Origin of the sequence: Flavobacterium xueshanense, from assembly GCF_900112975.1 — a bacterium.
Classification (GTDB): domain Bacteria; phylum Bacteroidota; class Bacteroidia; order Flavobacteriales; family Flavobacteriaceae; genus Flavobacterium; species Flavobacterium xueshanense.
In genome coordinates this window covers 23,215-36,649 of sequence record NZ_FONQ01000002.1, presented here as the reverse complement: position 1 = coordinate 36,649, position 13,435 = coordinate 23,215, and the positions used below count along the sequence as shown (strand labels likewise).

At 35.8% G+C, this 13,435-nt stretch carries 10 protein-coding genes and 1 tRNA gene; 7 read left to right on the top strand and 4 right to left on the bottom strand.

Translation table 11 applies throughout. From position 1 onward, the window contains the following. Positions 1-68 precede the first annotated feature (68 nt). Positions 69-1,463 carry a 3-isopropylmalate dehydratase large subunit gene (gene leuC, locus BMZ76_RS02350; protein WP_091203497.1) on the bottom strand — a complete coding sequence of 465 codons (1,395 nt, stop codon included), beginning with the start codon at positions 1,461-1,463 and terminating at the stop codon, positions 69-71. Positions 1,464-2,104: 641 nt separating this feature from the next. Here leuC and dnaE point away from each other — a divergent pair. From dnaE to BMZ76_RS02325, 5 genes are all read left to right on the top strand, one after another. Continuing rightward, positions 2,105-6,649, top strand: a complete 4,545-nt coding sequence (gene dnaE, locus BMZ76_RS02345) for a DNA polymerase III subunit alpha (RefSeq protein ID WP_091203126.1) — start codon at positions 2,105-2,107, stop codon at positions 6,647-6,649. A gap of 191 nt (positions 6,650-6,840) precedes the next feature. Then, complete coding sequence (locus BMZ76_RS02340) at positions 6,841-7,752, top strand: outer membrane beta-barrel protein (protein WP_091203125.1); 912 nt, start codon at positions 6,841-6,843, stop codon at positions 7,750-7,752. 327 nt (positions 7,753-8,079) lie between these two features. Further along, the gene (gene trxA / locus BMZ76_RS02335) at positions 8,080-8,397 is read left to right on the top strand and encodes a thioredoxin (protein WP_091203124.1); all 318 of its coding nucleotides are present in this window, start codon (positions 8,080-8,082) and stop codon (positions 8,395-8,397) included. A 167-nt stretch (positions 8,398-8,564) separates the two neighbouring features. Continuing rightward, positions 8,565-9,515 (top strand): DUF58 domain-containing protein, encoded by a 951-nt coding sequence (locus BMZ76_RS02330; protein WP_091203123.1) that lies wholly within the window; start codon positions 8,565-8,567, stop codon positions 9,513-9,515. Positions 9,516-9,601: 86 nt separating this feature from the next. Then, positions 9,602-9,675: transfer RNA gene (locus tag BMZ76_RS02325), tRNA-Asp, on the top strand. A 72-nt stretch (positions 9,676-9,747) separates the two neighbouring features. On the opposite strand, the gene BMZ76_RS02320 is transcribed toward BMZ76_RS02325, so the two are convergent. Next, on the bottom strand, positions 9,748-10,248 hold the full coding sequence (locus BMZ76_RS02320; RefSeq protein WP_091203122.1) for a DUF456 domain-containing protein: 501 nt from the start codon (positions 10,246-10,248) through the stop codon (positions 9,748-9,750). 159 nt (positions 10,249-10,407) lie between these two features. Between BMZ76_RS02320 and BMZ76_RS02315 the strand changes: the two genes are divergently transcribed. Both BMZ76_RS02315 and BMZ76_RS02310 read left to right on the top strand, forming a co-directional pair. Continuing rightward, positions 10,408-10,734, top strand: a complete 327-nt coding sequence (locus BMZ76_RS02315; protein WP_143071043.1) for a hypothetical protein — start codon at positions 10,408-10,410, stop codon at positions 10,732-10,734. After that, on the top strand, positions 10,731-11,207 hold the full coding sequence (locus BMZ76_RS02310) for a hypothetical protein (protein ID WP_091203120.1): 477 nt from the start codon (positions 10,731-10,733) through the stop codon (positions 11,205-11,207). The genes BMZ76_RS02315 and BMZ76_RS02310 overlap by 4 nt, the downstream gene beginning before the upstream one ends. Positions 11,208-11,308: 101 nt before the next feature. Here the strand turns inward: BMZ76_RS02310 and BMZ76_RS02305 are convergent, their stop codons facing one another. Both BMZ76_RS02305 and BMZ76_RS02300 read right to left on the bottom strand, forming a co-directional pair. After that, entirely contained in the window at positions 11,309-12,409 is a 1,101-nt protein-coding gene (locus BMZ76_RS02305) for a glycosyltransferase family 2 protein (RefSeq protein ID WP_091203119.1), read from the bottom strand. A 7-nt stretch (positions 12,410-12,416) separates the two neighbouring features. Beyond that, a complete protein-coding gene (locus BMZ76_RS02300) occupies positions 12,417-13,391 on the bottom strand; it encodes a lysylphosphatidylglycerol synthase domain-containing protein (protein WP_091203118.1) in 975 nt (324 codons plus the stop codon). Positions 13,392-13,435: the final 44 nt, after the last annotated feature.

Below are 13,435 nucleotides of genomic sequence, written 5' to 3'. Positions count from 1 at the left end.
AGAATCGTAAAAACTAAAAGATTTTATTAATTTTTGATATTGTTATTGCTATTGCAATCGACGTTCAACTAGAATAAATTTCTAGGATCTGTCAGTACTCCAGTAACTGCAGCGGCAGCGGCCATAATTGGACTCGCCAATAATGTTCTTGAACCGGGACCTTGACGACCTTCGAAATTCCTGTTTGAAGTACTGACCGCATATTTCCCAGCTGGCACTTTGTCATCGTTCATGGCCAAACAAGCTGAACAACCGGGCTGACGCAATACGAAACCAGCTTCGGTAAGTATGTCTAAAAGACCTTCTTCTATAATCTGCGCCTCTACAACATGCGAACCTGGAACTAACCAAGCGGTAACATTGTCGGCTTTTTTTCTGCCTTTTACAATTTCTGTAAAAGCTCTGAAATCTTCTATTCTACCATTGGTACAACTTCCTAGGAAAACAAAATCAATTGGTTTGCCAATCATTACATCATTTTCTTCAAAGCCCATGTAGGCTAAAGATTTTTTATATGTTTCGGCGCCACCTTCTACTTGGTTGGCATTAGGGATATTTTTTGAGATGCCAATTCCCATTCCAGGATTCGTACCATACGTAATCATTGGTTCAATGTCTGATGCATTGATATTTAATTCGGTATCAAAAACAGCATCAGCATCTGTTTTTAATGTTTTCCAATACGCTACCGCTTTGTCCCAAGCTTCGCCTTTTGGAGCGTATAATCGCCCTTCTAAGAAATCAAATGTTTTTTGGTCCGGAGCAATCATACCGCCACGAGCACCCATTTCGATACTCAAGTTACAAACGGTCATACGACCTTCCATAGACATGTTTTCAAAAACATCTCCTGCATATTCCGCAAAATATCCTGTGCCTCCAGAAGTAGTTAATTGAGAAATAATATAAAGTGCAACATCTTTTGGACCCACTCCTTTGCTTAATTCACCATTTACGTTGATGCGCATTTTCTTTGGTTTTGGCTGCATGATACATTGTGTAGCCATCACCATTTCTACCTCCGAAGTTCCGATACCAAAAGCAATAGCACCAAAAGCCCCATGAGTAGAAGTATGAGAATCTCCACAAACAATAGTGGCGCCAGGTAATGTAATTCCGTTTTCAGGACCTACCACGTGAACGATACCATTTTTTTGGTGACCTAATCCCCAGTGAGAAATACCATATTCTGCTGCGTTGTCTTCCAATGCTTTTAATTGATTAGCAGATAATGCATCTTGAACTGGTAAATGTTGATTTATAGTTGGGGTATTGTGATCGGCAGTAGCAAAAGTACGCTCTGGATATAACACTGAAATTCCTCTTTCTTTTAAACCTAAAAAAGCTACAGGACTAGTAACTTCATGGATGAAATGACGGTCAATAAAAAACACGTCTGGTCCATCTTCAATTTTACGCACAACATGCGAATCCCATACTTTGTCAAATAATGTAGTACTCATTTTAATATGTTTTAATGTATTTTTTGTAGCCAAGTTGACTAAGATGATAACAATGAAAGCAAAACTAAAAAAAGAATCAAGTCTTTATTTTTTAATATTTCATTATATACGATACCCAAAACCGTATTAGGATATTTCTTTACTGATTTTTGGATTTCAAACTTCTTTTTTAGTAGCGAAGTTTTTTATTTAGAAATAATAAAAAATCAATTTTCGGCGGTTTTTTATATTTATCGAATTGTTACAATATGCTTATAAAAAGCTATTAGATTTATGAATATTTAATTAAATAGAATTAAAATTGACTTTTTTTTAATTTTAAATTTAATATTTGACTTTAGTTGAAGTTGTTTTTAAACATGATTTTATTACTAAAAGGCATATTTTTTAGCCGTATTTCATTGTTTTTTTTTGATGAAATACTACGACGTCCAAAAAATCAATAAGGACTCTTTTTATCTTTTTAACAAGATACTACCAAGATGATTTATTGAAAGTGATTGTAGTTTTAATAAGAGAATAGTCCACGGAAATAAATTTGGTTTTGTTGATAACTTAGCTACTATTCTTGTCTAAAAAAAACTAAATTTGAAATTCATTTTTTGCGATTTTTTAAAATTACAAACACTTCATTTCCAGATATGTACTTAATATTCGATACCGAAACTACAGGATTACCAAAACGTTGGGGCGCACCTATTTCTGATACGGACAACTGGCCACGCTGTATTCAAATCGCTTGGCAGTTGCATGACGATATGGGAAAACTCATCGAGCATCAAGACTATTTGGTCAAGCCCGAAGGTTTCAATATTCCGTATGACGCGGAACGAATTCACGGTATTTCTACTGAATTGGCAGAAGCTGATGGGATTTCGTTAACCGAAGTTTTAGAAAAATTCAATATCGCATTAGGCAAAGCCAAATTCATTGTTGGTCAGAATTTAGGTTTTGACATCAATATTATGGGTTGTGAGTTTTATAGAATGGGCATTGAAAGCCAAATGAGTTCCATGCCAATTTTGGATACCTGTACTGAAGTTACCGCTTCCTTATTAAAATTGCCAGGTGGGCGAGGTGGAAAATTTAAATTGCCAACCTTAACGGAATTACATAGTTATCTTTTTAATAAACCTTTTGGCGAAGCGCACAACGCGACTGCCGATGTCGAGGCAACTACGCGTTGTTTCTTGGAGTTAATTCGTCGTGATGTTTTTACAAAAGAGGAACTCGATGTTCCAGTCAGTTATTTTCAAGATTTTCAAAATAAGAACCCAAGCGAGATTAAACTCATTGGTTTAAAACATATTAATCTTAAGGAAGCTTCGGATAAAATCCGTCAGCAGTTTGGCGAAAAACAAGCGCCGGCCGTTTCAAGAGCAGCGCTTTCTGAGAATAAAAAAGTACTTGTAGATGCGCCCTTCGTGCATTTGCACAATCATACGCAGTTCTCGGTGTTGCAATCTACCATTAGTATTGCGGCATTGGTAAAAGCGGCGGCACAGCAAAAAATGCCTGCGGTGGCCATGACCGATCATGCGAATTTGATGGGTGCTTTTCATTTTGTTCGTGATATTTTATACCACAATAAAGCGGCTGAAGCCAAGAATAAAGCAGCAATCGAAAATGGTGAAGAGCCTACCGAAGTTCCGATGAAACCAATTGTAGGTTGTGAATTTTTTGTGTGTGAAGACCATAAAAACAAAAAAGTAAAAGACAATGGATACCAAATAGTACTTTTGGCGAAGACCAAAAAAGGCTATCACAATTTGGCTAAAATGTCTTCCATTGCTTATACTGAAGGTTTTTATTATGTGCCTAGAATCGACAGGAAAGTCATTCAGGAATTTAAAGAAGATATTATTGTTTTATCTGGGAATCTTTATGGTGAAATCCCAAATAAGATTTTAAATATTGGTGAAAACCAAGCCGAAGAAGCCTTGATTTGGTGGAAAAATGAATTCAAGGAAGATTTCTATATTGAAGTGATGCGTCACAATCAGGAAGATGAAAATCGGGTGAATGCATCTTTAATTTCATTGGCAAGAAAGCACGATGTCAAAATTGTTGCGACAAATAACACCTTTTATATAGACAAGGAAAATTCAAATGCGCACGATATTTTACTTTGTGTGCGTGATGGCGAAAAACAAACTACACCTATTGGTCGCGGTCGCGGCTATCGTTACGGATTGCCGAATCAGGAATATTATTTCAAGTCGGGAGACGAAATGAAGCAGCTTTTTGCAAATTTGCCCGAAGCGATTTCGAACATTTCAGAGATTGTGGATAAAATTGAAATTTTCGATTTGGCACGGGAAGTTTTACTACCAAAATTTGAAATCCCTGTTGAATTCAATAATCCCGAAGATGCAGTTGATGGCGGAGTACGGGGGGAAAATGCCTATTTAAGACATTTGACTTTTGAAGGTGCCAATCGAAGATATCCGGTAATCACTGAAGAAATTCAGGAACGACTAGACTTTGAATTATTGACAATTTCTAATTCTGGGTATCCGGGATATTTCCTGATTGTACAGGATTTAATTGCGGAGGCGAGAAGTATGGGCGTTTCGGTAGGGCCGGGAAGGGGTTCTGCGGCTGGATCGGTGGTGGCCTATTGTTTGAAGATTACCAATATCGATCCATTGATGTATAACCTGCTTTTTGAGCGTTTCCTGAATCCGGATCGTGTGTCACTTCCCGATATTGATATCGATTTTGATGACGAAGGACGGAGCAGCGTAATGGACTATGTGATCCGTAAATACGGTTCGAAACAAGTGGCGCAAATTATCACTTACGGTAAAATGGCAACGAAATCAGCAATTCGGGATACCGCTCGTGTATTGGATTTGCCTTTGTTTGAAGCCGATAGGATTGCCAAATTGATTCCGGGAATGATGCCGTCGAAGTGGAATTTGGCACGTTTTTTAAATGAAAAAGAAGATGTAATTAAAAAAGCGGTTCGTCCGGAGGAATACGATAAAATAAAAGAATTAATAGGCCTCGCGAATGAAGATGATCTGGGTGGAGAAACCATTCAGCAAGCTAAAGTTTTAGAAGGTAACTTAAGAAATACAGGAATTCACGCCTGCGGAGTGATTATTACTCCAAGTGATATTACAGATTTTGTTCCTGTGGCTACCGCCAAAGATTCGGATTTGTATGTGACGCAATTTGATAACTCGGTGGTAGAAAGTGCCGGTTTATTAAAGATGGACTTCTTGGGTTTAAAAACTCTGACTCTGATAAAAGACACGGTCAAATTGGTTAAATATAGAAGTGGAATTGATCTTAATCCAGATGAATTTCCGATTGATGATTTAAAGACTTATGAGCTTTTTCAACGAGGAGAGACGGTGGGGATTTTCCAGTATGAGAGTCCGGGAATGCAGAAATACATGAAGGAATTGAAGCCTACGGTTTTTCCTGATTTGATTGCGATGAATGCGTTGTATCGTCCAGGACCGATTGCTTATATACCGAGTTTCGTCAAGCGAAAAAATGGTGAAGAGGAAATTATTTATGACCTTGATGCCTGCGAAGAATTACTAAAAGATACCTACGGAATTACCGTTTACCAAGAACAAGTAATGCTTTTGTCTCAAAAACTGGCGGATTTCTCCAAAGGTGATGCCGACGTTTTGCGTAAAGCGATGGGGAAAAAACAAAAGGACGTTTTGGATAAAATGAAACCTAAATTTATCAGTCAGGCTGCCGCCAAAGGCCATGCTGAAGATAAGTTAGAGAAAATCTGGAAAGACTGGGAAGCTTTTGCGGAATATGCCTTTAATAAATCACACTCGACTTGTTATGCTTGGATTGCATACCAAACTGCTTATTTAAAAGCCAATTATCCAGCCGAATATATGGCTGCAGTATTGTCCAATAACATGAGTGATATTAAGCAGGTTTCGTTCTTTATGGAGGAATGCAAGCGAATGGGATTACAAGTTTTAGGACCTGATGTCAACGAGTCATTTTACAAGTTTACGGTAAATGATGATTATGCGGTGCGTTTTGGAATGGGAGCCGTAAAAGGCGTGGGTTCTGGAGCTGTGGCAACAATTGTGGAGAACAGAAAGGACGGAAGATACAAGTCTATTTTTGATTTGACTAAACGCATTGATTTACGCGCGGCGAATAAAAAAGCGTTGGAGAATCTGGTTTTGGCAGGAGGATTTGATTCGTTTTTAGGAACCACGAGAGCGCAATATTTTCATGATGATGGCGATGGTATTACCTTTTATGAAAAAGCAATCCGATATGGTTCGAAGTATCAGGAAAATGAGAATTCATCGCAAGTAAGTTTGTTTGGTGATTCTAGCGATGTGCAAATCGCTGAGCCTGTTGTACCGCCTTGCGAGGATTGGAGTACGATGGAAAAACTCGCCAAAGAGAAAGAAGTTGTGGGAATTTATATTTCAGGACATCCGTTGGACGATTACAAATTTGAAATGAAACATTTTTGTAATGCCAAACTGGAAGCGCTGAGACAAATGGAGCTTCATTTGAATAAAAACCTTGCATTTGGGGGGATTATAAATAATGTACAACATCGTGTGGCTAAAAACGGAAAGGGTTGGGGCATGTTTACATTAGAAGGATATGATGAAAGTTATGAGTTTCGGATTTTTGGGGAAGAGTATTTAAAGTTTCGACATTTCTTTATCCAGAATAATTTTACATTTATGAAAGTATTGGTGAAAGAAGGTTGGACTGACCGCGAGACCGGGAAAAAAGGAGAGCCAAGACTGCAATTTGTGGAGGTGAAACAATTACAGGATGTATTGGAAACCTTTGCTAGGAAATTAATTGTATTATTGAATATTAAGGATCTAGAAACTGATTTTATCCATAAATTAAGTCACCTTTTTCAGGAAAATAAAGGCGATAATACCGTGTCTTTTGAAATCATGGAATTGGAAAAAACGAAACGGCTTGTTGCTGTTGCTCCTGTTGGGATTGAAAATGATGAGGTAGCTTTTATTGATGATAATGAAGATTCTGAAATGGAAGCGCTAGAAATTCCGGAGACAGAAACTTTGGCAAAAGTGGAAGAAGTTGAAGAGATTAAGGTTGTAACCAAACTGACGATGCCGAGCAGAAAATTGAAAATCAAAATTTCGAATGAATTGTTAGTGGAACTGGAAAAAATGCAGGTTAACTTTAAGTTGAATTAAAAATCCACAGATTAAAAAGGAAATCTATAGAATCTCATTGTAAGTCTGTTGTGTAAATAGTGTCATTTAAATTTTTATGTAACCCTTTGATTGTTATGCTTTAATTTTATTTAACATATTATTCATCGTCTTTGTTATTAATTTTTTATCAAAAATGGTTTATTTTTGCATAAATGATAATAAACGAAATTATGAAAAAGCAATTATTTTTATTGGGATTTGCGATTTGTTCGATCACAATGGTGGGGCAAACAGAAAAAAAAGAAAGTTGGTATTTTAAAGTAGGCGGATCTTATTTTACTCAAACGGCTGCCACTGAATTTCCTACTGTAGGAGGCAATGCAGCTTTGGATAAAGTATACGTAGGTGGAAAATTAGTTTCTGAAGAGAGTGTTACGGGTTCATTTGGTGAAGGTTTTAGAAGTGGAGCAACAGTTGGTTACAGATTCAATACGCGTTTGGGTGTAGAAATGGGAATTAATTATTATTCTAGTGCTGATAAAACGATGGCTCAAACTACTACAGATAAAATTTTTATTTCTGGTGGTCGTCCTGTTTACAATTTTAAATCAGTGGGACAAATCAGTGCTTTTGATTTAGCACCTGCTTTAGTTTTGTTTTTAGGAGAACAAAATGGTTTTGAACCTTATACTAAAGTTGGAGTTCTTGTGCCAGTGTATGGGGATTTAGAAATTACTACTGATGCAATTGCACCAACTGGTGTTGCTAGTCCAGCTACTGTAGCCGTTCATAGTGTGGATAAGGTGAAGCCGAATCCTACTGTTGGTTTTATGGCGGTATTAGGAACTTCTTATAAATTAGGGAAAAATATTGCGGCATTTGCAGAATTAGAATACCGTAATTTTACAGTTCATGGTAAATCGAAAGAAACTACTGAATTTACTATGAATGGTCAAAATGCTTTAGCTGGCAGAACTCAAGCTCAAATTCACACGAATTATGTTAACCGTTTGGATGTTAATTCAAATAATGCTGCGACAAATCCTAATGGATTGAATTCTACTAAACCTATGGATGAATTAAGTTCTTATGTTGGAATCAGTGGTCTTGGTTTGACACTTGGATTGAAATATAGCTTGTAATACAGCTTTTTTAAAGGTTAAGGGATGTTTGAAAAAGCGTCCCTTTTTTTGTTTTAAAAAAATTGGTTTTGGAATCACGGATCCTTAGCCCTGATGGGAGCGGCATCCTTTTCCGGCTTTTTTAAGCCGGAAAAGATATAGCGTACAGCGGGAAATAGCTCCAAAAAAAATTAAAAAGTATTTTATAATAGATAGGGATAGGAATTGATAATAGATTAATAGTCAAAACTAATTTGGGAATAGTGTTTGATTAGTTTTTAATTTCTAAATTTGTAACTTAGTTTGAAACTTTAAAATATTCAAACGCTAAACTTTAAATAAAATATTATGGCATTAGCAATAACAGATGCTACTTTTGAAGAAGTAGTTTTGAAATCAGACAAACCGGTAATGGTGGATTTTTGGGCAGCATGGTGTGGACCTTGTAGAATGGTAGGTCCAATCATTGATGAATTGAGCAACGAATACGAAGGAAAAGTTGTTGTAGGGAAAGTTGATGTTGATGCAAACCAAGAATTTGCAGCCAAATACGGAGTGAGAAACATCCCAACAGTATTGGTTTTTCATAAAGGAGAAGTAGTAGGAAAACAAGTGGGAGTTGCTCCAAAACAAACTTACGCTGATAGTTTAGACGCTTTGTTGTAATCGGTAGATTATGATTTATATAGAATCCTAAAGGATTCAGAGAGAAGGTTTGGCGAAAGTCAAGCCTTTTTTTTGTTTAACCTGAATTTATTTCGGTTCCTAAATTTAGTTTTGTTTCTGTAATGGTTTAATTTTTAAATCGTTCAATCTTTTAATATATTTGGAATATGAAGATCGAATCGCAAATAGAGAAAATTTCCAGTTTTCAGCATTTGGAGTTGCTGGCCAATCAAGTGGTTGAAGGTTTTATTTCAGGGATGCATAAAAGTCCCTTTCATGGATTTTCGGCTGAATTTGCCGAGCATAAAGTCTATAATGTTGGCGAAAGCACCAAACATATTGACTGGAAGTTGTTTGCCAAAACCGATCGTTTGTATGCCAAGCGATTTGAGGAAGAGACTAATTTGCGGTGTCATATTATTATCGATAATTCCTCTTCAATGCATTATCCTAAATTAAAAGAGAGTCAGAACTTTTTTGAGAACAAGATTGGGTTTTCGGTGTTGGCTTCGGCGGTTTTAATGAATCTGTTGAAGAAACAGCGGGATGCTGTTGGATTAAGTGTGTTTTCTGATACTTATGAGTACTATGCGCCTGAAAAAGGCAGTGATCGCCATCATCGGATGATTTTAAATACACTCGAAGGTCTTTTAGAAAAACCTGTGACAAAGAAAAACACGGATACAATTACTTTTTTGCATCAAATAGCGGAAAAAATTCACCGTCGTTCGATGATTATTTTATTTACGGATATGTTTCAATCCGGTCCCGAATCCCGAAGTCTCGATAAGGGAGAAGAAGCGCTGTTTAATGCGCTGCAACATTTGAAACACAATAAGCATAAAGTGGTCTTATTTCATGTTGTCGATAATAAAACAGAGTTAAATTTTGACTTTGATAACGCTCCAAGAAAGTTTATTGATGTAGAAACGGGAGAAGAAGTAGCGATTTTTGCTGATAATGTGAAAGAAGAATACGAAAAACAAGTTAAAATTTACTTCAATAAGTTGGCTTTAACCTGTTCTCAAAACCAAATAAAGTATATTCCGGTAAGTGTGAATGAAAGTTTTAAAAAAGTTTTAATGACATACTTGGTTGAAAAACAAAGTTTTGGATAATTAGGCAAAATTTTATCAATTATTTTTTCAAAAAACGCTTGCATAAACGGAAATCTATTGTATCTTTGCCACCGCAATAACGCAGAGGTTTGGTAGTTCAGTTGGTTAGAATACATGCCTGTCACGCATGGGGTCGCGGGTTCGAGTCCCGTCCAGACCGCTAATATAGCGGAAAGCCTTTCGTAACTGAAAGGCTTTTTCTTTTAAATATTGTTATAAAACGGATATTGCATTAAAATAACTCAGATTTATATTGCCATACAATCCATAAAAACAATCCCAAATACATTACGCAAACCACAAATTTCATGAAACTGGAAGCCAGAAACCCCACAAAGGAACCTGCGGCTGCTTTCAAAGCACGGTTATGGTCTTTAAAATCATAAATAAGTTCACCTATCAGCGCACCAACAAAAGGTCCTATTAAGAACCCAAAAGGGATTGGCGCTAGAATTCCTATAACTAAACCAATATTTGTTCCCCAAATGCCATACGAGCTTCCGCCAAATCTCTTGGTTCCCTTGGCTGGAATCACATAATCCAAAACTGAAATAACGACTGTAATCAATAGAGCAATCCCTAAAATCCAATAGTTAGCCGGAACTGCTTTTGTGAAATAGAGTAATGCAAGCCCAACCCAACTCACACTTGGTCCAGGTAAAACTGGTAAAAAACTGCCAAATAAACCTGTAATAATGCAAGAGAAACCAAGAATTAAAAGTAAGATATCCATAAATTTATTTTTATTAATTTTGAAAACACAAAAGCAACACGTATTTAGCTAATGAACAGAAATAAATTGATACAATTATTTTCAGTAACACTCTTCTTTACTCTTTCTTTTTATTCGGTAAACGCTCAGTAGAGAAATGAAAGTGGCAATGACCTTCTTTTGAAAAAGGCCATTTACAACGAAAATAGAGTAAAAGTATTGAATTTTTCCTTGAAAGAGTTTGATGAACTATCTTTTGAATATTTTGATAAAAAATCCAGCCTTAGTTTAATATTGACAAAGGAGGGATATTATAAGGATACGATTCAGATTGCAACTTTTTCAGATCGATTGGCGGTTCTGGATTCAGGTCAAAAAGAAATTGCTACCGAAAACAAAAGAAATGGTTTGCTGACAACTACGAAGATTATTTGGTTTACGAAGCATCTCAGAAAAAATAATTGTATTTTTATAGATTATTACTCCAATTCAAAAACAAAACCTTGAAGCAGTATTACCTCTTTTTAGTATTTATATTTTTTAATTCCTGTCAATACTTTGACAAACAAATTCCTTCGGAAAAGGAATTGTTGCAGAAAGAGCTGAAATCCATCAACTGGAAAGAAGTAGATGAATACCCATCAGTAGTAGATTGTGAAAAAATAGAAGATAAAAAACAACGGCAACAGTGTTTTTTTGAAGTTCTAACGCAGTTGATTCAGCAGAAACTGAGCGTTGACACTTTGTCGATTCTCTATCCTGAACTCGATACGATTGAAGTAAAAGTTACTGTTTTCCCAAATGCAACGCTGCAATTTGAGCCGCAATTCCCCAAAGATTCGGTGGCCTATGACACTATAAAAATTGATAGTATTCTTAAAGCACGTTTGGTTGATTTTCCAAAAATTAATCCTGCCATAAAACGCGGAATTCCCGTAAAAACGCAATTTATTCTTCCAGTAATTCTAAAGGTGGAGTAGTTTTTTAGGAGCTATTTCCAGCTATTCGTTGCAATCTTTATGTTTTTAAAGAAAAAACATAAAGGATTTTCACTGCTATCTGGGCTAAGCTTTAGTGTAAATTAGAATTTTCTGCCTTTCCATTCGTATTTCCCAAACAATGAATACAAAGCCACACTAATACTAAAAAAAGGATACAGCACGCTGCTCAGAATCAAATAGCGGATTTTAGTTTTAGTTAAAAAAGAATGGGATTTGTAAATCAAAACAGTGTCAACGGCAAATTTTAATGCGAATAACAAGAGGAAATTAATAAATGATAATAACCCCAAAACCGAAAGCATTAAAGCTAATACTAAGCTTAAATTTCCCGCAAATACCACTAATGCCAATCTTTTCCCGAACATACTTTGATACGAGCTTGTTTTTGAAGCCCATCGAACTCGTTGGTAGAATAATGATTCCCAGTCATTCAATGGTTTTGTGAGGATAATATTGTTTTTCGATTTTAGATAATGCACTTTTTCGGGTGATTTAGTAACTGCTTTTTGCAACAGAAATACATCATCGCCACTGGCAATCTTATCGTTTCCTTCAAAACCATTCAGCTTTTTAAAAAACGATTTGGTGTATGCAAAGTTGGCGCCATTACACAAAAATGCCCTGTCAATTCCAAAACTACCAATGGTTGCGCCTTGTAAACTCGCTAAATCCAACTGCTGGAAATGATGCAAAAATGAATTATTGCAATCATACGTTACCGCTCCGGCAATCATCGCAACATCATGAAGCTGAATGTAATTGTCCAAGGATAATAACCAGTTTGTATTGACGGTGCAATCCGCATCCGTGGTGATAATCCAATCCGTATTTACAATTTGCATCGCAGTTCCAATCGCATCTTTCTTTGGTGAATTCGAAAACCTGATATTATCTACAATCGAAACTTTAAACTTTAAACTTGGAACTAAAAACTTCTTCTCAGATTCATCGTCAACTAAAATCACTTCAAACAATTCCACAGAATAATTCAACTTCGACAAACTTTCTAATAAAACAGGTAAATTTTCGGCTTCATTCCTGAAAGGAATAATAATGGAGAATTTTGTTTTTGGCGTTAAGCCGGTAAGTTCAACTGTAGTTACTTTGGTGAAACCATAAATCAGTGCAATTATAACGAAGCAATAAGAGAAAATTATGATGTGTAAAATAATTGTAATCATAATTATTTTATAAAGTTTCGTCTCCCTCTCCTTTGGAGAGGGTTGGGGAGAGGGTTTTATAATTCAACACATAGTAACTACCAATTATTACCGGTAAAACCACATTCAAAAACCACATTAAAGTCGAAATGAAAATCACAATCCATTCATTAACACCTAAAATCGCAAAGAAATAAACTGCAACGCTTCCTTTTACGGCAAAGTCCAAAAACTGAAAAGTAGGTAAGGAGGAAGCTAAAAAATAAACAGACGAAATGGTTGCAATCAATGTAAAATAAGGCAAGTCAACATCAAAAGCCAAAAACAAAAAGTAGTATTGGTGTGAAAAAACCAGATACCGGCAAATGCCTAAAAAGATGTTTTTTTGATGGATGGGTTTTGGGATTTCATTAATTTTTTGAATCAGTTTTTCTATCGAATAACCTTTGATAGTAATTTTTTTGACCGAAAATAAAATTATGAAAAGAAGAATTAGAAATCCAAAAAGTAGCGCTGCGGTTTTTGTGGTAATCACATTGTATTGCGCATTGAAATACAACAACCCGAAAATTCCAAAAATGACGGTTAATATCATTTGGATTCCGTTGCAAATCAAGTTCAAGAAAATCACCTTTTTTGTGTTTGATTTATCAAAAAACAATGCTTTTCCGGCATATTCTCCAATTCCGTTTGGCGTAAAAAGTCCAGCAGTTAATGCACCAAGAACTTGTTTGGTTGCTTGTCCCAAAGAGATTTTATGGATAAATTTGACTAAGTTTTGCCATTTTAAGATTTCAAAAAACCGATTCAAAACACTCAATAACAAAATAAAGGCTATTCCGCCGATAGACTGATTTTTTTGGAATAAAATGATGAATTTTTGCCAATCCAATTTGTCGTTGTTGGCCAATTGATTGTAAATAAAATAAAACGCACCGCCCACAATCAAAAGTTTGATTAGAACTACAAGGAATTGCTTAGTTTTGTGTGGAATTGAAATCATTAGCGCAAAGTAACAAAACTTTAAACTTTTAGACTTTAAACTTT